Raw genomic sequence first — 18,924 nt, 5'->3', positions numbered from 1 at the left:
GGTTGGGGCTCGAAGGTCGAGCGTGTCGAGACCACCGCGACGCGGGGTGGTTTCGACAGGCTCGATCACCGGCCTTTGACAGAAGAACAGTGGTGCTTCACACGAAGTGGCTACGCGGCGTCCGATGCCCTCGGAAGGGGTAAGACGCCTTGACAGAGAGAGAGTCAGCAATGGCGGGACAGAAGATCCGCATTCGACTGAAGTCGTACGACCACGAGGTCATCGACACCTCGGCGCGCAAGATCGTCGACACGGTGACCCGCGCGGGCGCCACGGTCGTCGGCCCCGTGCCGCTTCCGACCGAGAAGAACGTGGTGTGCGTCATCCGTTCGCCCCACAAGTACAAGGACAGCCGCGAGCACTTCGAGATGCGCACCCACAAGCGCCTGATCGACATCGTGGACCCGACGCCCAAGGCCGTCGACTCGCTCATGCGACTCGACCTCCCGGCCGACGTCAACATCGAGATCAAGCTCTGAGGTACGACATGTCCACCACTGCAAAGAACGTGAAGGGTCTGCTCGGCACCAAGCTCGGCATGACCCAGGTGTGGGACGAGAACAACAAGCTCATCCCCGTCACCGTCATCGAGATCGCCCCCAACGTGGTCACCCAGCTCCGCACGCAGGAGCGCGACGGCTACGCGGCCGTCCAGATCGCCGCGGGCGCCATCGACCCCCGCAAGGTCACCAAGCCCCTCACCGGTCACTTCGAGGCCGCCGGCGTCACGCCGCGCCGCCACGTGACCGAGGTGCGCACCGCCGACGCCGCGGACTACGCGCTCGGCCAGGAGCTCACCGTCGACGGCACCTTCGAGGCCGGCCAGCTGGTCGACGTCGTCGGCACGTCGAAGGGCAAGGGCTTCGCCGGTGTCATGAAGCGCCACAACTTCGCGGGCGTCTCCGCGTCGCACGGTGCCCACCGCAACCACCGCAAGCCCGGTTCGATCGGCGCGTCGTCGACCCCGAGCCGTGTCTTCAAGGGCATGCGCATGGCCGGCCGCATGGGTGGCGAGCGCGTCACCGTCCTGAACCTCCGCGTGCACGCCGTCGACGCCGAGAAGGGCCTGCTGCTCGTCAAGGGCGCGGTTCCCGGTGCTCGCGGTCGTCTCGTGTTCGTCCGCAACGCTGTGAAGGGGGCGTAGTCCATGGCTACCGCCAACACCATCGACGTCCTCGACGTCACCGGCAAGAAGTCCGGCTCGATCGAGCTGCCCGCCGAGCTCTTCGACGTGCAGACCAACGTGCCGCTGATCCACCAGGTCGTCGTCGCCCAGCTCGCCGCCGCGCGTCAGGGCACGCACAAGACCAAGACCCGTGGCGAGGTCTCCGGCGCCGGCCGCAAGCCCTTCAAGCAGAAGGGCACGGGCCGCGCCCGCCAGGGCTCGATCCGCGCGCCGCACATGACCGGCGGTGGCGTCGTCCACGGCCCGCAGCCGCGCGACTACTCGCAGCGCACCCCCAAGAAGATGATCGCCGCCGCCCTGCTCGGCGCGCTCTCCGACCGCGCTCGCGGCGGCCGCATCCACGCGGTCGAGTCGCTCGCCAACGGCGACGCGCCGAAGACGAAGGACGCCGTCGCGCTCCTCGCCTCGGTCGCCCCGTCGAAGCACCAGCTCGTCGTGCTCACCCGCGACGAGGAGCTGTCGGAGCGTGCGGTCCGCAACATCCCGACCGTGCACGTCCTGCCGGTCGACCAGCTGAACGCCTACGACGTGCTCGTCTCCGACGACATCGTCTTCAGCAAGGCCGCGCTCGAGGCGTTCGTCGCCGCGAAGCAGGCCAAGAAGGAAGAGGTCTCCGCATGAGCGCCGCGCACAACAAGGACCCCCGCGACATCATCATCTCGCCGGTGGTCTCGGAGAAGAGCTACAACCTGATCGACGAGGGCAAGTACACGTTCATCGTGGACCCCCGCGCGAACAAGACCGAGATCAAGCTCGCCATCGAGAAGATCTTCAACGTCCAGGTCGCATCGATCAACACCCTCAACCGTCAGGGCAAGACGCGTCGCACCCGCTTCGGCATGGGCAAGCGCAAGGACACCAAGCGCGCGATCGTCACCCTCAAGTCCGGCTCGATCGACATCTTCACGAACGTCGGCTAAGGAGCAGAGGAACCTCACTATGGCTATTCGCAAGTACAAGCCCACGACCCCGGGTCGTCGCGGTTCGTCGGTCGCCGACTTCGCCGAGATCACGCGCTCGACGCCCGAGAAGTCGCTGCTCAAGCCGCTCTCGAAGACCGGTGGCCGCAACAACCAGGGCCGCATCACGACCCGTCACATCGGTGGTGGCCACAAGCGCCAGTACCGCGTCATCGACTTCCGTCGCAACGACAAGGACGGCGTGCCCGCCAAGGTCGCGCACATCGAGTACGACCCCAACCGCACCGCGCGCATCGCGCTGCTCCACTTCGCGGACGGCACCAAGCGCTACATCCTGGCCCCGGCCAAGCTGTCGCAGGGTGACCTCGTGGAGTCGGGCCCGGCCGCCGACATCAAGCCCGGCAACAACCTGCCGCTGCGCAACATCCCGACCGGTACCGTCATCCACGCCATCGAGCTCCGCCCCGGCGGCGGCGCGAAGATGGCCCGCTCGGCCGGCGCCTCGGTGCGTCTGGTCGCGAAGGACGGCCCCTACGCGCAGCTCCGCCTGCCGTCGGGTGAGATCCGCAACGTCGACGCGCGCTGCCGCGCGACCGTCGGCGAGGTCGGCAACGCCGAGCAGTCGAACATCAACTGGGGCAAGGCTGGCCGCAAGCGCTGGAAGGGCGTCCGCCCGACCGTCCGCGGTGTCGCGATGAACCCGATCGACCACCCGCACGGTGGTGGTGAGGGCAAGACCTCCGGTGGTCGTCACCCGGTGAGCCCCTGGGGTCAGCCCGAGGGTCGCACCCGTCGCCCCAACAAGGAGAGCGACAAGCTCATCGTCCGTCGTCGCACCGTCGGCAAGAAGCGCAAGTAGGAGTAAGAGAAGATGCCTCGCAGCCTCAAGAAGGGCCCCTTCGTCGACGAGCACCTGCTTCGCAAGGTCGCCACGCAGAACGAAGCGGGTTCGAAGAACGTCATCAAGACGTGGTCGCGTCGCTCGATGATCGTCCCGGCCATGCTCGGCCACACGATCGCCGTGCACGACGGCCGCAAGCACATCCCGGTGTTCGTCACCGAGACCATGGTGGGTCACAAGCTCGGCGAGTTCGCACCCACCCGCACCTTCCGTGGACACGTGAAGGACGACAAGAAGGGCCGCCGCCGCTGACGCGGTGGCGTGAAGGAGGAGAGAAATGGTGGAGTCGATCGCCCGCGTGCGTCACATCCGCGTGACCCCCATGAAGGCCCGCCGCGTCGTCAACCTGATCCGCGGCAAGCAGGCACAGGAGGCCCTGGCCATCCTGAAGTTCGCCCCGCAGGGTGCGAGCGAGCCGGTGTACAAGCTCGTCGCCTCGGCCATCGCGAACGCTCGCGTCAAGGCCGATGCCACGAACACCTACCTGGACGAGCAGGACCTCTACGTGAAGACGGCATTCGTCGACGAGGGCACCACCCTCAAGCGATTCCAGCCGCGCGCGCAGGGTCGTGCCTTCCGCATCAACAAGCGCACGAGCCACATCACCATCGTGCTCGGCACGCCCGAGGAGGGTACGAAGTAATGGGTCAGAAGGTCAACCCGTACGGCTTCCGTCTCGGCATCACCACCGACCACGTGTCGCGGTGGTTCTCAGACTCGACGAAGCCCGGACAGCGCTACGCCGACTACCTCGCCGAGGACGTCAAGATCCGTCGCCTGCTCCAGACGTCGCTCGACCGTGCCGGCGTGAGCCGCATCGAGATCGAGCGCACCCGCGACCGCGTCCGCGTGGACATCCACACGGCTCGCCCGGGTATCGTGATCGGCCGCCGCGGCGCCGAGGCCGAGCGCATCCGCGCCGACCTCGAGAAGCTCACCGGCAAGCAGATCCAGCTCAACATCCTCGAGGTCAAGAACCCCGAGGCCGACGCCCAGCTCGTCGCGCAGGGCATCGCCGAGCAGCTCTCCGCCCGCGTGGCCTTCCGCCGCGCGATGCGCAAGGGCCTGCAGGGCGCGCAGCGCGCCGGCGCCAAGGGCGTCCGCATCCAGGTCTCGGGCCGCCTCGGCGGCGCCGAGATGAGCCGCTCGGAGTTCTACCGCGAGGGTCGGGTGCCGCTGCACACGCTCCGCGCGAACATCGACTACGGCTTCTACGAGGCCAAGACCACGTTCGGCCGCATCGGCGTGAAGGTCTGGATCTACAAGGGCGACATCACCAACAAGGAGCTCGCCCGCGAGCAGGCCGCCCAGAAGCCGTCGCGTGACCGTAACGACCGTCGCCGTGCGCCCCGCGCCCAGGAGACGGCCGCAGCAGGAGTTGAGGCATAACCATGTTGATTCCCCGTCGAGTCAAGTACCGCAAGCAGCACCACCCCGGCCGTTCGGGCCAGGCCACCGGCGGCACGAAGGTCTCCTTCGGCGAGTACGGCATCCAGGCCCTGAGCCCCGCCTACGTGACGAACCGTCAGATCGAGTCCGCTCGTATCGCCATGACGCGTCACATCAAGCGCGGCGGCAAGGTGTGGATCAACATCTACCCCGACCGTCCGCTCACGAAGAAGCCCGCCGAGACCCGCATGGGTTCCGGTAAGGGTTCGCCCGAGTGGTGGGTCGCCAACGTCAAGCCGGGTCGGGTCCTCTTCGAGGTCTCGGGCGTCTCCGAGCAGCTCGCTCGCGAGGCCATGACCCGCGCAATCCACAAGCTGCCCCTCAAGGCACGCATCATCAAGCGCGAGGAGGGCGACGCATAATGGCCGTCGGTTCCAAGGAGCTCGCTGTGACCGAGCTCGACACCTTCGAGGACGAGCGTCTCGTCGACGAGCTGAAGAAGGCCAAGGAGGAGCTGTTCAACCTCCGCTTCCAGTCGGCCACCGGCCAGCTCGAGAGCCACGGCCGCCTGAAGGCCGTCAAGCGCGACATCGCCCGCATCTACACGGTCATCCGTGAGCGCGAGCTCGGCATCCGTGCCACGCCCGCCCCGGTCGAGGCTCCGGCCAAGGCCGAGAAGAAGACGAAGAAGGCCAAGGCCGCCCCTGAGGCGACCGAGGCCGAGACGAAGGAGGCCTGATCATGGCTGAGACCAAGAAGGCTGCGGCCGAGGTCGCCGAGACGGCCGAGCTCGTCCGCGGGTACCGCAAGGTCCGTCGCGGCTACGTCGTCAGCGACAAGATGGACAAGACCATCGTCGTCGAGGTCGAGGACCGCGTGAAGCACCCGCTGTACGGCAAGGTCATGCGCCGTACGTCGAAGGTCAAGGCGCACGACGAGCAGAACACCGCCGGCATCGGCGACCTCGTCGTGATCTCCGAGACCCGCCCGCTCAGCGCCACCAAGCGCTGGCGCCTGGTCGAGATCGTCGAGAAGGCCAAGTAAGCCCGCGGGCTTGCTTCCCAGAAGGAGTACGAAGTGATTCAGCAGGAATCCCGGCTCAAGGTCGCCGACAACACGGGCGCCAAGGAGCTGCTCACCATCCGCGTGCTCGGCGGCTCCAGCCGCCGCTACGCGGGCCTCGGCGACGTCATCGTCGCCACCGTCAAGGACGCGATCCCGGGCGGCAACGTGAAGAAGGGCGATGTGGTCAAGGCCGTCATCGTCCGCACCGTGAAGGAGACCCGTCGTCCCGACGGCTCCTACATCAAGTTCGACGAGAACGCCGCGGTGATCCTCAAGAACGACGGTGACCCCCGTGGCACCCGCATCTTCGGGCCGGTCGGCCGGGAGCTTCGCGACAAGAAGTTCATGAAGATCATCTCGCTGGCGCCGGAGGTGCTGTAACCATGGCCAAGATCAAGAAGGGCGACCTCGTCGAGGTCATCTCGGGCCGCAGCCAGGCCCGCGGCGGCGACCGCGGCAAGCAGGGTCGCGTCATCGAGGTCCTGGTCGACCAGAACCGCGTCGTGGTGGAGGGCGTCAACTACGTCACCAAGCACGTGCGCGTCGGCCAGACCCAGCGCGGCACCAAGACCGGCGGCATCGAGACCCACGAGGCCCCGATCCACGTGTCGAACGTCGCGGTCGTCGACCCCGAGACCAAGAAGCCGACCCGTGTCGGCTTCCGCACCGAGACGGTGACCAAGGACGGCGTCGAGAAGACGGTCCGCGTCCGCTACGCCAAGAAGTCAGGTAAGGACCTCTAATGACTGACACCGCGACTGCCGCGCCGGCTGGCAAGATCCAGCCGCGCCTCAAGCAGAAGTACCAGGGCGACATCACCAAGGCCCTGACCGAGGCGAACGGGTACACCAACCCGCACCAGGTCCCCGGCCTGGTGAAGATCGTCGTCAACATGGGTGTCGGCGAGGCCGCGCGCGATGGCAAGGTCATCGACGGCGCCATCGCCGACCTCACGAAGATCACCGGTCAGAAGCCGCAGGTCACGAAGGCCCGCAAGTCCATCGCGCAGTTCAAGCTGCGCGAGGGCCAGCCGATCGGCGCGCACGTCACGCTGCGCGGCGACCGGATGTGGGAGTTCCTCGACCGCCTGCTCTCGCTCGCGCTGCCCCGTATCCGCGACTTCCGCGGACTCTCGGACCAGCAGTTCGACGGCACCGGCAACTACACCTTCGGTCTCACCGAGCAGTCCGTGTTCCACGAGATCGACCAGGACAAGATCGACCGCGTCCGCGGCATGGACATCACCGTGGTGACCACCGCCAAGACCGACGACGAGGGTCGCGCGCTGCTCAAGGCGCTCGGCTTCCCGTTCAAGTCGAACGAGTCCGCCCAGTAGTTCGTAGTAGACTCTACGAGTTTGTGCCAGCGCCGGCGGGTCTCGGAACCTTCCGAGGCCCCGCCGGCACCGGCATCCGGCGGTTCGCAACCGCGTGCCGCCACCACCACAGGTCAGTCCCCGTGTAACGGGTCCTGAAACCTGGTGAACGTAAGGAACCATTGTCATGACGATGACCGACCCGGTCGCTGACATGCTGACGCGCCTGCGCAACGCCAACTCCGCGCACCACGACACCGTGTCGATGCCGCACTCGAAGCTCAAGGGGCACATCGCCGAGATCCTCAAGTCCGAGGGCTACATCTCCGGCTTCGAGATCGCCGACGCGCGCGTGGGCAAGACGCTCACTCTGCAGCTGAAGTTCGGCCCCAACCGCGAGCGTTCGATCGCGGGCATCAAGCGGGTGTCCAAGCCCGGCCTTCGCGTGTACGCGAAGTCGACCGAGATCCCCAAGGTGCTCGGCGGCCTCGGCGTCGCGATCCTGTCCACTTCCAGCGGTCTGCTGACCGACCGCCAGGCCGAGAAGAAGGGCGTGGGTGGGGAAGTCCTCGCCTACGTGTGGTAGTTCAATGTCACGAATCGGACGACTTCCCATCGACATCCCCGCCGGTGTCGACGTCAAGGTCGACGGCCGCGCCGTCACCGTGAAGGGCCCGAAGGGCGAGCTCGCACTCACCGTGGCGCAGCCCATCGAGGTCAAGGTCGAGGAGGGCCAGGTCCTCGTCACCCGCCCCGACGACGAGCGCGAGTCGCGCGCACTGCACGGCCTCACCCGAACCCTCATCGCCAACGACATCCTCGGCGTGACCCAGGGCTACTCCAAGGGCCTCGAGATCGTCGGCACCGGGTACCGCGTCGCCCAGAAGGGCAGCGCCGTCGAGTTCGCGCTCGGCTTCTCGCACCCGGTCACCGTCGAGCCGCCCGCCGGCATCACGCTGACGGTCGAGGGCAACAACAAGATCACCGTCTCGGGCATCTCGAAGCAGGCCGTCGGTGAGACCGCCGCCAACATCCGCAAGATCAAGAAGCCCGAGCCCTACAAGGGCAAGGGCATCCGCTACGCCGGCGAGGTCGTGCGTCGCAAGGCCGGAAAGGCTGGTAAGTAATCATGGCCGTCAAGAGCAAGTCGGCTGCGCGTTCGCGCCGCCACACCCGGCTTCGCAAGAAGATCGTCGGCACCGAGCTGCGTCCCCGTCTCGTGGTGACGCGTTCGGCCCGCCACGTCTTCGTGCAGGTCGTCGACGACAGCAAGGGCCACACCGTGGCATCCGCCTCGACCATGGAGGCCGACCTCCGCGCGTTCGAGGGTGACAAGACCGCCAAGGCGAAGAAGGTCGGCGAGCTCGTCGCCGAGCGTGCGAAGCAGGCCGGCATCGACTCGGTCGTGTTCGACCGCGGCGGCAACAAGTACGCCGGTCGCGTCGCCGCGATCGCCGACGGAGCGCGAGAGGCAGGACTGAGCCTGTGAGCGAGAACACTGTGAAGGAGACCGAGGTGGCCGCAGAGGCACCCGTCGAGACGGCAGCTTCCTCGGAGCCGCCGCGCAACGAGCGCGAGGGCCGCCGTGGCGGCCGCGACCGCGGCCAGGGCCGCGACCGTCGTGAGCGCGACGCCGAGAAGAGCCAGTTCCTCGAGCGCGTCGTCACCATCAACCGCGTGTCCAAGGTCGTCAAGGGCGGCCGTCGCTTCAGCTTCACGGCGCTCGTCGTCGTGGGTGACGGCAACGGTCTCGTCGGCGTCGGCTACGGCAAGGCGCGCGAGGTTCCGACCGCGATCTCGAAGGGCGTCGAGGAGGCGAAGAAGAACTTCTTCCGCGTCCCGCGCGTCGGCTCGTCGATCCCGCACCCCGTCCAGGGCGAGGCGGCCGCCGGTGTCGTGCTCCTGCGCCCGGCAGGCCCCGGTACCGGTGTCATCGCCGGTGGTCCGGTGCGCGCCGTGCTCGAGTGCGCGGGCATCCACGACGTCCTGAGCAAGTCGCTCGGTTCGTCGAACACCATCAACATCGTGCACGCCACGGTCGAGGCGCTGAAGCAGCTCGAGGAGCCCCGCGCCGTCGCCGCCCGTCGTGGTCTCGACTACGACGAGGTCGCGCCGGCCCGTCTGCTGCGTGCCGAGGCCCAGGCGGCCGAGGCCGCCGCAGCAGCGAAGGCAGGTGCCTGATGGCCAAGCAGCTCAAGGTGACCCAGGTCAAGTCCAAGGTGAGCGAGAAGCAGAACCAGCGCGACACGCTGCGCAGCCTCGGTCTGAAGAAGATCGGCCAGAGCGTCGTTCGCGAGGACACCCCCCAGGTGCGCGGCTACGTGAAGACGGTCGCCCACCTCGTGACGGTTGAGGAGATCGACTAATGGCTGACGAGACGAAGGACGTCGCCGCCGAGGAGACCCCGAAGAAGGCTCCCGCGAAGAAGGCCGCCGCGAAGCCGGCCGCCGAGAAGAAGGCTCCGGCCAAGGCCGCCGCCGCCAAGTCCGACGACGCGAAGGCCGAGAAGGCCCCCGCGAAGAAGGCTCCGGCGAAGAAGGCCCCGGCCAAGAAGGAGTCCGAGGACGTCGTGCGCGAGCCGGTCCTCAAGGTGCACCACCTGCGCCCGGCCCCCGGTGCCAAGAAGGACAAGACCCGCGTCGGACGCGGTGAGGGTTCGAAGGGCAAGACCGCCGGTCGCGGCACCAAGGGTTCGAAGGCCCGCAACAACATCCGCCCCGGCTTCGAGGGTGGCCAGCTTCCGTACCACATGCGTGCGCCGAAGCTCCGCGGCTTCAAGAACCCGTTCCGAGTCGAGTACCAGGTGGTCAACCTGGACAAGCTCGCCGAGCTCTACCCGAAGGGCGGCGACGTCACTGTCGCCGACCTGGTGGCCAAGGGTGCCGTCCGCAAGAACGAGCGCGTCAAGGTGCTCGGCAACGGCGACATCCAGGTGAAGCTCAACGTCGAGGTCGACAAGGTCTCCGGCTCCGCGGAGCAGAAGATCGTCGCCGCCGGCGGCTCGGTCAAGTAAGGCCACTGCACCACACACGGAATTCGAGCCTGTCGGGACCTCGCGTATGATTCACGGGGGTCTCGACAGGCTCGAGCCGCATTCATGCTGACTGCGGCGTCAGTAACAGGAGGACGAGTGTTCAACGCCATCGGGCGGATCTTCCGCACCCCCGACCTTCGCCGGAAGATCGGGTTCACGCTGGGCATCATCGCCCTGTTCCGCCTCGGCTCGTTCATCCCGGCGCCGTTCGTGGACTTCGGCAACGTCCAGCAGTGTCTGGCGGCGAACCAGGGTGCGTCGGGCCTCTACGAGCTCGTCAACCTGTTCTCGGGCGGCGCGCTCCTCCAGCTCTCGATCTTCGCGCTGGGCATCATGCCGTACATCACGGCGTCGATCATCGTGCAGCTCCTGCGCGTGGTCATCCCTCACTTCGAGACCCTCTACAAGGAGGGCCAGTCGGGCCAGGCCCGCCTCACGCAGTACACGCGCTACCTGACGATCGCGCTCGGCGTGCTCCAGTCGACGACGCTCATCACGGTCGCCCGCTCGGGCGCCCTGTTCCCCGCGAACTCCGACCCCGCCTGCTCGCAGCTCATCACCAACGACGCCTGGTACGCGATCCTGCTCATGGTCGTCACGATGACCGCGGGCACCGGCCTCATCATGTGGCTCGGCGAGCTCGTGACCGAGCGCGGTGTCGGCAACGGCATGTCGCTGCTTATCTTCACCTCCATCGCCGCGACCTTCCCGACCTCGCTCTGGTCGATCGGCGTCGCACGCGGGTGGGACGTCTTCGCCCTGGTGCTCGGCATCGGCCTGCTGGTCGTGGTGGCCGTCGTATTCGTCGAGCAGTCGCAGCGCCGCGTGCCGGTCCAGTACGCCAAGCGCATGGTCGGACGCCGAACCTACGGCGGCAACAACACGTACATCCCGATCAAGGTCAACATGGCCGGTGTCGTGCCCGTCATCTTCGCCTCGTCGCTGCTCTACCTGCCGGCGCTCATCGCGCAGTTCAACCAGCCCGCCGCCGGCGAGGAGCCGCAGCCGTGGGTCGTGTGGATCACGAACTACCTCACGCAGGGCGACCACCCGCTCTACATGCTCCTGTACTTCCTCCTCATCGTCGGGTTCACGTACTTCTACGTCGCGATCACGTTCAACCCCGACGAGGTCGCGGAGAACATGAAGAAGTACGGCGGCTTCATCCCCGGCATCCGCGCGGGCCGACCGACCGCCGAGTACCTCGACTACGTACTGACGCGCATCACGCTGCCGGGCTCGATCTACCTCGGCCTCATCGCGCTGCTGCCGCTCGTCGCGTTCTCGTGGTTCGGGGCGAACCAGAACTTCCCGTTCGGCGGCGCGTCGATCCTCATCATCGTGGGCGTCGGCCTCGAGACGGTGAAGCAGATCGATGCCCAGCTCCAGCAGCGCCACTACGAAGGACTCCTCCGATGACGCACACCGCCTCCGCCCGCTTCCTGATCGTCGGCCCGCAGGGCTCGGGCAAGGGCACGCAGGGCGTGCTCGTCGCCGAGGCATTCGGCGTTCCGCAGGTCGCGACCGGCGACATCTTCCGGGAGAACGTCAAGGGCGGCACCGAGCTCGGCAAGCGCGTCCAGGCCATCATCGAGGCGGGCGACCTGGTCCCCGACGAGCTGACCAGCGAGTTGGTCCGCGATCGTCTCGCGCAGGCGGATGCCGCGGCCGGCTTCCTCCTCGACGGGTACCCGCGCAACCGAGGCCAGGTCGACGACCTCGAGGCATTCCTGTCGGGTCGGGGCGAGTCGCTCGACGCGGTCATCGAGCTGGTGGTCCCGCGCGAGGAGTCGATCACGCGACTTCGCCAGCGCGCGATCGATCAGGGTCGCACGGATGACACCGAGGAGATCATCGCGAACCGACTCGCGATCTACGAGCGCGAGACCGCGCCGATCCTCGACGTGTACCGCGAACACGACCTCGTCGTCCGCATCGACGGCGTCGGCACGCTCGACGAGGTCACGGAGCGCATCTTCGCGGCGCTCGCCGAGCGCGGCCTCCGGCCGAACGGCAGCGGCGCAAACGACCGCAGCGCGGGCGCGGCGTAACCGGCGCGACGGGTGTTCGGCCGACTGAGGCTCAAGACTCCGGCCGAGCTGCGCGCCATGGTGCCCGCAGGCCGGGCGACCGGCGACCTGCTCGCGGCCGCCCGTGAGCGGCTCGTCGTCGGCGCGACCCCGCTCGACCTCGATGCCGCCGCCGACGAGGTCATCCGTGCGCACGGCGGCCGATCGAACTTCCGCCTCGTCCCCGGCTACCGGCATGCGCTCTGCGTGTCGGTCGACGACGACGTGGTGCACGGCATCCCCGGCGACCGGCCGTTCCGAGCCGGCGACATCGTGTCGGTCGACGGCGGGGCCGAGATCGGCGGATGGAACGGCGACGCCGCGTTCACGGTCGTGCTTCCCGATCCCGAACGCCCGGACGTGGTGCTCGCGCGCGAGCAGCTCGCCGCCGCCGCCGACCGGTCGCTTTGGGCCGGGATCGCCGCGCTCGCGTCGGCCCGCCACCTGAACGAGGTCGGGGAGGCGATCGAGGCCTCCGTCGAGGCGTCCGGCGACTACGGCATCCTCGAGGGCTACGGCGGTCACGGCATCGGCCGATCGATGCACGAGGACCCGTCTGTGTACAACCACGCGGTCCGCGGGCGCGGCCCGCGCGTCAGGCCCGGCCTCGTGGTCGCGATCGAGCCGATGATCACCGCCGGCGATCCGGCCACGTTCGTGCGCGACGACGGCTGGACGGTGGCGACGGCCGATGGCGGCGACGGCGCCCACGTCGAGCACAGCGTGGCCGTGCACGCCGACGGGATCTGGGTGCTCACGGCGCCCGACGGTGGTGCGGAGGGACTCGCACCCTTCGGCGTGCGGCCGGTGCCGATCGGGTGATCGGCCGCGTCGCGGCATCCGTCAGGTCGACATGAGGCCGGACAGCTCGGCCAGGAGGCCGGGGTAGTCCGTCGCGCCGCGGACGAGGCGCCGCACGTTCTCGGGTTCGGAGAAGGCCTCCACGAACTGGTCGAAGACCGACTGGAACTCCGCCCGGCCGTCCTCGGCGAACGCGATGAGCGCGACGACGTGCACGTTCGCGTCACCCCACTCGATGGCCCGCTCGTCGATCGCGATCGCGATGGCGCTGCGCGTGGCGGTCATGGTCATGGCGTGCGGTACGGCGAGGAGGTCGGTGAATGCCGTGGAGGACATGCGCTCCCGTTCGAGCGCGCCCTCGACGTACGCGTCGTCGATGACGCCGGCGTCGATGAGCCGCGCTCCGAGGAGGCGGATCACGGCTTCCCGGTCGCGGCCGCCGACGCCGCGCACGAACAGCTCGGGGCCGATGGAGCGCGACAGCGTGGAGGCGAGCCGTGCGCGGCGGCGGCCGCGACGCAGCCGGGCGACCTCCGCGCGGACACGGTCGACGTCGTCGGAGGTCGGGAACGGTGCGACGATCACCACCGCCGGAAGCGGCGAGTCGGGTGGGAGCACCGCGACCACGAGGTCGGCCTCCTCGACGTCGCCCTCGACGAGTTCGGCCTCGTCTCCGAGGGCGCCCTGGAGCCGTTCGACGAGCAGCGCACGGGCGTCGTGGTACTCGGGGACGTCGATCGCGACGCGCACGACGTCGCCTCGTGAGCGCGTGCGCTCGAGCTGCGCACCGAGGTGCATCGCGAGGTACGCGATCTCGTCGTCGTTCACCGTGATGCCCTCGATCCGGGCGAGTTCACTCGCCAGGTACACGGCGAGGTCGTAGATCAGCGGATACGCCGACTTGATGGAGGAGGTCAGCGGGTTGCGCGAGTAGCTCTGCTCGGCGGCGCGTGCGGCAAGGTTCTCGACGTGCAACGCGAGCCGCTCGATGAACCGCTCGTCGCCGAGCTCGACGAGCCACTCCTGCGAGATGCGCGCGACGATGTCGCGGACCACGGCCTCGCGCGCCGGGCCCTGCTGGAGCGTCGCCACGCGCGAGCCGATGAGTCGCGCGAGGTGCTCGAGCTCGGCGGGTGGCAACCGCACGTCGTACTCGTCGCGGACGAGACGGTCGAGGAGTGCGGACAGGGCGTCGAGTGCGGAGTCCGTGGCGCCCGGCCGGTCGGACGCTTCCACTCTGGCCGCACCAGGGGTGGCCGGAACCGGCCCGGAGGCCGCGGGGTCGTCCCGGTCGGCGAGCACCCGATCGCGACCGACGCGGTCGAGCGCGATCGCGACGTGCAGCAGCACGTCGTCGAGCGCATACTCGTTCGGCGCGTACCCCGCGTCGCGGATGCCCGCGACCAGTGCGACGCGGAATCGGTCCATCGACGGGAAGCCGGCGCGCAGCGATGAGAGGTCGCGGATGCCGCGTCGCCCCTCCTCCCGCACGAGCGAGCCGAGGAGTCGGCGCATCGCCGTCTCGGGGCCGACGAGACCGACCCGGCTCCCCTCGCGGTCGAGGCGGAGCCCGGTGCCCTGGAGTCGTGCCCGGACGCGACCGAGGTCGGCCTCGATCGTCGATTCGCTCACGTGCGCCGCCGCCGCCACCTCGTGCAGGTCGAGCCCCGCGCGCGCGTCGACGAGGTCGCGGATCAGGCGGGCCCGCCGGCCCTCGGGCGTGGCGTCTGCGGCCACGGAGCGGGCGTGCAGGACTCTCGCCCACGCCGCCCGATCGAGCCGGTACCCGTCGGGCCCGGACTCGACGACGACCTCGCCGCTGCGGTTGGCCTGGGCTGCATACGACCGGATCGTCCGGTCGGACACCCCGAGGCGGTCGGCGAGCCGGGCAGCCGTGACGGCGGCGTCGTCGTCGGCGAGGGCCTCGACGAGGCGCTCCCAGTTCTCCGACACGTGGCCCGCTCCGTTCATCGCCGCCACGACGCGCACGATCGCCGGGCGGGTGCAGCCCCAGTCAACCACCTGCCGGGGCGCCGGGGGAGCGGATGCGAGGCATCTTCCGGGGGTGCGGAAGCGGTTCTGTTGGCGGCCCCGGCCGGAACGGGAGCAGACTCGTGCTGTTCGCGGCATCCGCCGTGACCGATCGAAGAGGACCGGGCCAGGCTCGGCGAGGAGGCCGATGATGCGGATCGTCGTGGTGTGCGGAGCCGGTGCGTCGAGCACCTTCGCCGCGCTGCGCATCCGCCGGGCCGCCGAGTCCCGGGGCATGGCGGTCGACGTCCATGCGGCGGGCGAGCAGACGCTCGCCGAGGCGCTCGCGGGCGCCGACGCGCTGCTCGTCGGCGTGCACCTCGTGCCGCGGCTCGGATCGCTCGAGCAGCTCGCGCGCGCGGCATCCGTGCCCGTCGCCGTGCTGCCCGACGAGACCCGCACGCTCGACGGCGATGCGGCGCTCGACCTCGCGATCGCGATCATCGGAGCCCGAGCATGAACACGCCCACGCCGCGCAACCCCGTTCCCTGCGCAGAGTCACGGGTCTATGGTGAACACGGGAACGGACACCAGCGACGGAGGCCGGAGACATGGTGGAGCGCACTGTTCGAGTCGGATCGAGCCACGGACTGCACGCCAGGCCGGCCAAGCTCTTCACGCAGGCCGCCGCAGGGTCGGGGTCGAGTGTCACCATCGCGAAGGCGGGCGGCGCTCCCGTCAACGCGGCGAGCATCCTCGCCGTCATCGCGCAGGGCATCGACCACGGCGATGAGGTCACCGTGGTCGTCGACGGGGGCGACGAGCAGCGCGTGCTCGACGACCTCGTCGAGCTGCTCAGCACCGACCACGACGAATAGCCCGGGGCGTCCGTCGCCCATCGAACCGAACGGGGAGGGCGAGTGATGGAGTTCAGAGGCACCGGCATCGGCCAGGGCGTGGCCGTCGGACCGGTCGTACGGATGGCGGAGCGGCTGCCGGAACCGGTGGACCGACCGAGCCACCTCGACCCGGCCCGCGAGGAGGAACGCGCCCGCGCGTCGGTCTCGGTCGTCGCGGACGACCTGCAGCGCAAGGGCGCGCAGGCCGGCGGCGCCGCCCAGGACGTGCTCGAGGCGCAGGCCATGATGGCCGAGGACCCGACATTGATGGACGACGTCGTGAAGCGGCTGGCCGACGGCAAGACCGCCGAGCGCGCCGTCTTCGAGGCGTTCGCCGCGTTCCGCGACCTGCTGTCGTCGATGGGCGGCTACATGGGCGAGCGCGCCGCCGACCTCGACGACGTGTCGCAGCGCGTGGTCGCGCACCTGCTCAAGGTCCCGGCGCCGGGCGTGCCGAACCCCGGCCATCCGTTCGTGCTCGTCGCGCGCGACCTCGCACCCGCCGACACGGCGCTCCTCGACCTGACCCAGGTCCTCGGCCTCATCACGATCGACGGCGGCCCGACCTCCCACACGGCGATCCTCGCCCGCGAGAAGTCGATCGTCGCGGTCGTCGGGGCAGCGGATGCCGCGGGGCTGGCCGACGGCGACACCGTCATCGTCGACGCCGAGAACGACCTCGTCGTGCAGTCGCCCGGGCCCGACGCCGTCGCCGCGGCGAAGGAACGGATCGCGGAGCGCGCCGCGCGCGCCGCCGCCCCGATCACGCCGGGCGCGCTCGCCGACGGCACCTCGGTGCCGCTGCTCGCGAACCTCGGCTCGGCCGACGGCGCGGCGGGAGCGATCGAGCTCGGCGCCGAGGGCGTCGGCCTCTTCCGCACCGAGTTCCTCTTCCTCGACGCCGACCGCGCCCCGAGCGTGAGCGAGCAGCAGGAGCAGTACACGCGCCTGCTCACGGCGTTCGCCGGGAAGAAGGTCGTGGTGCGCGTGCTCGACGCCGGCGCCGACAAGCCCCTGGCCTTCCTCAACGACGCCGAGGAGGAGAACCCGGCGCTCGGGCTCCGCGGCATCCGGGCCCTGCGGCACGCCGAGGTCATCCTGCGCGAGCAGCTCACCGCGCTCGCCGCGGCCGATGCCGCGACGAGCGCCGACCTCTGGGTCATGGCGCCCATGATCGCGACCGTCGACGAGACGCGGTACTTCGTCGGACTCTGCCGTGAGCTCGGCCTGAAGACATCGGGCGTCATGGTCGAGACCCCGTCGGCGGCGCTCATAGCCGACCGAGTCCTCGAGGTCGCCGACTTCGCCTCGATCGGCACGAACGATCTCACCCAGTACACGATGGCCGCCGACCGGCTCCTCGGCACGGTCGCCAACCTGCAGGACCCGTGGGCGCCGGCGGTCCTGCGCCTGGTCGCCGAGGTCGGCGCGGCCGGCGGCCGTCTCGGCAAGCCGGTCGGCATCTGCGGCGAGGCCGCCGCCGACCCGCTCCTCGCCGTGGTGCTCGTCGGCCTCGGCGCCACCACGCTGTCGATGTCCCCATCGGCACTCGCAGACGTCCGCGCCTCCCTCGCGCGGTACACCCGGGAGGATGCCGTGCGCATCGCCCGGGCAGCCCTGGCCGCGGAGGGAGCGGTCGAGGCGAAGCAGGCGGCACGAGACGCCGCCGCCGCATCCGCACCCACCCCGAGCGGCACGACCGTGCCATGACCCAGCACAGGAGGCACCATCATGACAACGACGTCAGCTGAGCAGAAGCGACCAGGCGGCGCGCGCGTCGCCGTCCAGCGTTTCGGAACATTCCTCAGCGGCATGATCATGCCGAACATCGCGGCATTCATCGCCTGGGGATTCATCACCGCCCTGTTCATCGAGGTCGGACCGTTCCCGATTCCCGAGATCGGCGGGTTCCCGAGTCCCGACGGTACGGAGAACATCGGACTCGTCGGCCCGATGATCACGTACCTGCTGCCGCTGCTCATCGCGAACATGGGCGGCCGCATGGTCTACGACACCCGTGGCGGCGTCGTCGGCACCATCGCGACCGTCGGTGTGATCGTGGGCGCCGGCATCCCGATGTTCATCGGCGCCATGATCATGGGACCGCTCGCGGCCTGGATCATGAAGCAGGTGGACCGCCTCTGGGAGGGCAAGATCAAGGCCGGCTTCGAGATGCTGGTCAACAACTTCTCCGCCGGAATCGTCGGCATGCTGCTCGCCCTCGTCGGCTTCTACGCGTTCGCGCCGGCCGTCGAGTTCGTGAGCAACGGCCTCGAGGCCGCGGTGAACTGGCTGGTCCTCGCTGGCCTCCTGCCCCTCGTGTCGATCCTCGTCGAGCCCGGCAAGGTCCTGTTCCTGAACAACGCCATCAACCACGGCGTGTTCACGCCGCTCGGCGTGCAGCAGTCGGAGGAGACCGGCAAGTCGATCCTGTTCCTCATCGAGGCGAACCCCGGTCCCGGCCTGGGAATCCTCCTCGCGTTCGCCATCTTCGGCGTCGGCTTGGCCAGGGCGAGTGCGCCGGGCGCCATCATCATCCAGTTCCTGGGTGGCATCCACGAGATCTACTTCCCGTACGTGCTGATGAAGCCGCTGCTCATCATCGCGGCCATCGCGGGCGGCATGACCGGCGTGGCGACGAACGTGCTGTTCTCGAGCGGCCTCCGCGCGCCGGCGGCGCCGGGCAGCATCTTCGCGGTGCTCATCCAGACCGCATCCGACAGCTACGTCGGCGTCATCCTCTCGGTGGTCCTCGCTGCGACGGTCTCGTTCGTGATCTCCGCGATCATCCTCAGGGCGAGCCGCAAGCGCGACCTCGAGAAGGAGAACGCGGGCGACCTGTCGGCGGCGATCGCGCAGACCCAGGCCAACAAGGGCAAGGAGTCGAGCGTACTCTCGGGCCTGCAGGCCGAGGGCGTCGCCGCGGGCGGCGGGCTCATCACGGAGGGCGAGCAGGCCGCGTTCGAGCACAAGCCGATCCACTCGATCATCTTCGCCTGCGACGCGGGCATGGGTTCGAGCGCGATGGGTGCGACGGTCCTGCGGAACAAGATCAAGAAGGCGGGCATCGACAGCGTGACGGTCACCAACAAGGCGATCGCCAACCTGACCGACGACGTCGACCTGGTCATCACGCACCAGGACCTGACCGAACGGGCGAAGCTGCAGTCGCCGAGCGCGCTCCACGTGTCCGTCGAGAACTTCATGAACTCGCCGAAGTACGACGAGATCGTGAACCTGCTCGAGTCGGAGGGTGTCCGCTGACGATCCCTCCCGACGGATGACGCGACGCCCGAGGCGCGGCCCCACCCCGTGTGGGTGCCGCGGCTCGGGCGGTCGCGTCATCCGGGCCGCACCGACCACGACCACGAAGC

28 protein-coding genes are annotated in these 18,924 nt (G+C 69.2%); 27 read left to right on the top strand and 1 reads right to left on the bottom strand.

Annotated features, from left to right (window positions below; genetic code table 11):
• The first annotated feature begins 170 nt into the window (after positions 1-170).
• The 23 genes from rpsJ (at position 171) to map (ending at position 12,701) form a co-directional block, all read left to right on the top strand.
• Positions 171-479 carry a 30S ribosomal protein S10 gene (gene rpsJ, locus ACIQH8_RS06495; RefSeq protein ID WP_017201594.1) on the top strand — a complete coding sequence of 103 codons (309 nt, stop codon included), beginning with the start codon at positions 171-173 and terminating at the stop codon, positions 477-479.
• An 8-nt stretch (positions 480-487) separates the two neighbouring features.
• Positions 488-1,144: a 50S ribosomal protein L3 gene (gene rplC / locus ACIQH8_RS06490; protein WP_400996216.1), complete on the top strand. Its 657-nt coding sequence runs from the start codon at positions 488-490 to the stop codon at positions 1,142-1,144.
• Between the two features lie 3 nt (positions 1,145-1,147).
• The gene (gene rplD, locus ACIQH8_RS06485; protein ID WP_400996214.1) at positions 1,148-1,807 is read left to right on the top strand and encodes a 50S ribosomal protein L4; all 660 of its coding nucleotides are present in this window, start codon (positions 1,148-1,150) and stop codon (positions 1,805-1,807) included.
• On the top strand, positions 1,804-2,106 hold the full coding sequence (gene rplW / locus ACIQH8_RS06480; protein WP_129233331.1) for a 50S ribosomal protein L23: 303 nt from the start codon (positions 1,804-1,806) through the stop codon (positions 2,104-2,106). Before rplD ends, rplW begins: the two co-directional genes overlap by 4 nt.
• 19 nt (positions 2,107-2,125) lie before the next feature.
• A complete protein-coding gene (gene rplB, locus ACIQH8_RS06475) occupies positions 2,126-2,965 on the top strand; it encodes a 50S ribosomal protein L2 (RefSeq protein WP_155052792.1) in 840 nt (279 codons plus the stop codon).
• Positions 2,966-2,977: 12 nt separating this feature from the next.
• A complete protein-coding gene (gene rpsS, locus ACIQH8_RS06470) occupies positions 2,978-3,259 on the top strand; it encodes a 30S ribosomal protein S19 (RefSeq protein WP_376950094.1) in 282 nt (93 codons plus the stop codon).
• Positions 3,260-3,284: 25 nt separating this feature from the next.
• Positions 3,285-3,650 carry a 50S ribosomal protein L22 gene (gene rplV, locus ACIQH8_RS06465; protein ID WP_092668524.1) on the top strand — a complete coding sequence of 122 codons (366 nt, stop codon included), beginning with the start codon at positions 3,285-3,287 and terminating at the stop codon, positions 3,648-3,650.
• Complete coding sequence (gene rpsC, locus ACIQH8_RS06460) at positions 3,650-4,396, top strand: 30S ribosomal protein S3 (protein ID WP_353816082.1); 747 nt, start codon at positions 3,650-3,652, stop codon at positions 4,394-4,396. Before rplV ends, rpsC begins: the two co-directional genes overlap by 1 nt.
• 2 nt (positions 4,397-4,398) lie before the next feature.
• Positions 4,399-4,818 carry a 50S ribosomal protein L16 gene (gene rplP, locus ACIQH8_RS06455; protein ID WP_155052795.1) on the top strand — a complete coding sequence of 140 codons (420 nt, stop codon included), beginning with the start codon at positions 4,399-4,401 and terminating at the stop codon, positions 4,816-4,818.
• The gene (rpmC, locus tag ACIQH8_RS06450; RefSeq protein ID WP_400996209.1) at positions 4,818-5,135 is read left to right on the top strand and encodes a 50S ribosomal protein L29; all 318 of its coding nucleotides are present in this window, start codon (positions 4,818-4,820) and stop codon (positions 5,133-5,135) included. Before rplP ends, rpmC begins: the two co-directional genes overlap by 1 nt.
• 2 nt (positions 5,136-5,137) lie before the next feature.
• Entirely contained in the window at positions 5,138-5,440 is a 303-nt protein-coding gene (rpsQ, locus tag ACIQH8_RS06445) for a 30S ribosomal protein S17 (RefSeq protein WP_129233338.1), read from the top strand.
• Between the two features lie 33 nt (positions 5,441-5,473).
• Entirely contained in the window at positions 5,474-5,842 is a 369-nt protein-coding gene (gene rplN, locus ACIQH8_RS06440; protein WP_129233339.1) for a 50S ribosomal protein L14, read from the top strand.
• A 2-nt stretch (positions 5,843-5,844) separates the two neighbouring features.
• Positions 5,845-6,204 (top strand): 50S ribosomal protein L24, encoded by a 360-nt coding sequence (gene rplX / locus ACIQH8_RS06435; protein WP_400996206.1) that lies wholly within the window; start codon positions 5,845-5,847, stop codon positions 6,202-6,204.
• Positions 6,204-6,797 carry a 50S ribosomal protein L5 gene (gene rplE / locus ACIQH8_RS06430; RefSeq protein WP_400996203.1) on the top strand — a complete coding sequence of 198 codons (594 nt, stop codon included), beginning with the start codon at positions 6,204-6,206 and terminating at the stop codon, positions 6,795-6,797. Before rplX ends, rplE begins: the two co-directional genes overlap by 1 nt.
• Positions 6,798-6,963: 166 nt before the next feature.
• The gene (rpsH, locus tag ACIQH8_RS06425) at positions 6,964-7,362 is read left to right on the top strand and encodes a 30S ribosomal protein S8 (protein ID WP_400996200.1); all 399 of its coding nucleotides are present in this window, start codon (positions 6,964-6,966) and stop codon (positions 7,360-7,362) included.
• 4 nt (positions 7,363-7,366) lie between these two features.
• Positions 7,367-7,903, top strand: a complete 537-nt coding sequence (gene rplF, locus ACIQH8_RS06420; protein ID WP_400996197.1) for a 50S ribosomal protein L6 — start codon at positions 7,367-7,369, stop codon at positions 7,901-7,903.
• A gap of 2 nt (positions 7,904-7,905) precedes the next feature.
• Positions 7,906-8,265 (top strand): 50S ribosomal protein L18, encoded by a 360-nt coding sequence (gene rplR, locus ACIQH8_RS06415; RefSeq protein WP_155052801.1) that lies wholly within the window; start codon positions 7,906-7,908, stop codon positions 8,263-8,265.
• A complete protein-coding gene (gene rpsE / locus ACIQH8_RS06410) occupies positions 8,262-8,957 on the top strand; it encodes a 30S ribosomal protein S5 (protein ID WP_400996194.1) in 696 nt (231 codons plus the stop codon). The genes rplR and rpsE overlap by 4 nt, the downstream gene beginning before the upstream one ends.
• Entirely contained in the window at positions 8,957-9,142 is a 186-nt protein-coding gene (gene rpmD, locus ACIQH8_RS06405) for a 50S ribosomal protein L30 (protein WP_155052802.1), read from the top strand. The genes rpsE and rpmD overlap by 1 nt, the downstream gene beginning before the upstream one ends.
• Entirely contained in the window at positions 9,142-9,789 is a 648-nt protein-coding gene (gene rplO / locus ACIQH8_RS06400; RefSeq protein ID WP_400996191.1) for a 50S ribosomal protein L15, read from the top strand. The genes rpmD and rplO overlap by 1 nt, the downstream gene beginning before the upstream one ends.
• 117 nt (positions 9,790-9,906) lie before the next feature.
• Positions 9,907-11,229: a preprotein translocase subunit SecY gene (gene secY, locus ACIQH8_RS06395; RefSeq protein WP_400996188.1), complete on the top strand. Its 1,323-nt coding sequence runs from the start codon at positions 9,907-9,909 to the stop codon at positions 11,227-11,229.
• Positions 11,226-11,861, top strand: a complete 636-nt coding sequence (locus tag ACIQH8_RS06390) for an adenylate kinase (protein ID WP_400996186.1) — start codon at positions 11,226-11,228, stop codon at positions 11,859-11,861. The genes secY and ACIQH8_RS06390 overlap by 4 nt, the downstream gene beginning before the upstream one ends.
• 12 nt (positions 11,862-11,873) lie before the next feature.
• Entirely contained in the window at positions 11,874-12,701 is an 828-nt protein-coding gene (gene map / locus ACIQH8_RS06385) for a type I methionyl aminopeptidase (protein WP_400996183.1), read from the top strand.
• Between the two features lie 21 nt (positions 12,702-12,722).
• On the opposite strand, the gene ACIQH8_RS06380 is transcribed toward map, so the two are convergent.
• Positions 12,723-14,651, bottom strand: a complete 1,929-nt coding sequence (locus ACIQH8_RS06380; RefSeq protein WP_400997868.1) for a BglG family transcription antiterminator — start codon at positions 14,649-14,651, stop codon at positions 12,723-12,725.
• A gap of 208 nt (positions 14,652-14,859) precedes the next feature.
• On the opposite strand from ACIQH8_RS06380, the gene ACIQH8_RS06375 reads away from it, so the two are divergent.
• From ACIQH8_RS06375 to ACIQH8_RS06360, 4 genes are all read left to right on the top strand, one after another.
• A complete protein-coding gene (locus ACIQH8_RS06375; RefSeq protein WP_400996181.1) occupies positions 14,860-15,171 on the top strand; it encodes a PTS sugar transporter subunit IIB in 312 nt (103 codons plus the stop codon).
• Between the two features lie 91 nt (positions 15,172-15,262).
• The gene (locus ACIQH8_RS06370; RefSeq protein ID WP_400996179.1) at positions 15,263-15,529 is read left to right on the top strand and encodes an HPr family phosphocarrier protein; all 267 of its coding nucleotides are present in this window, start codon (positions 15,263-15,265) and stop codon (positions 15,527-15,529) included.
• A gap of 45 nt (positions 15,530-15,574) precedes the next feature.
• Entirely contained in the window at positions 15,575-17,260 is a 1,686-nt protein-coding gene (gene ptsP / locus ACIQH8_RS06365) for a phosphoenolpyruvate--protein phosphotransferase (RefSeq protein WP_400997865.1), read from the top strand.
• A 21-nt stretch (positions 17,261-17,281) separates the two neighbouring features.
• Positions 17,282-18,814 (top strand): PTS mannitol transporter subunit IICB, encoded by a 1,533-nt coding sequence (locus ACIQH8_RS06360; RefSeq protein ID WP_400996176.1) that lies wholly within the window; start codon positions 17,282-17,284, stop codon positions 18,812-18,814.
• Positions 18,815-18,924 lie beyond the last annotated feature (110 nt).

Origin of the sequence: Agromyces sp. GXQ0307 (assembly GCF_044769845.1) — a bacterium.
Taxonomy (GTDB): domain Bacteria; phylum Actinomycetota; class Actinomycetes; order Actinomycetales; family Microbacteriaceae; genus Agromyces.
Note: the sequence above shows the minus strand (reverse complement) of the source record. Positions and strands in the feature narration are given on the sequence as shown.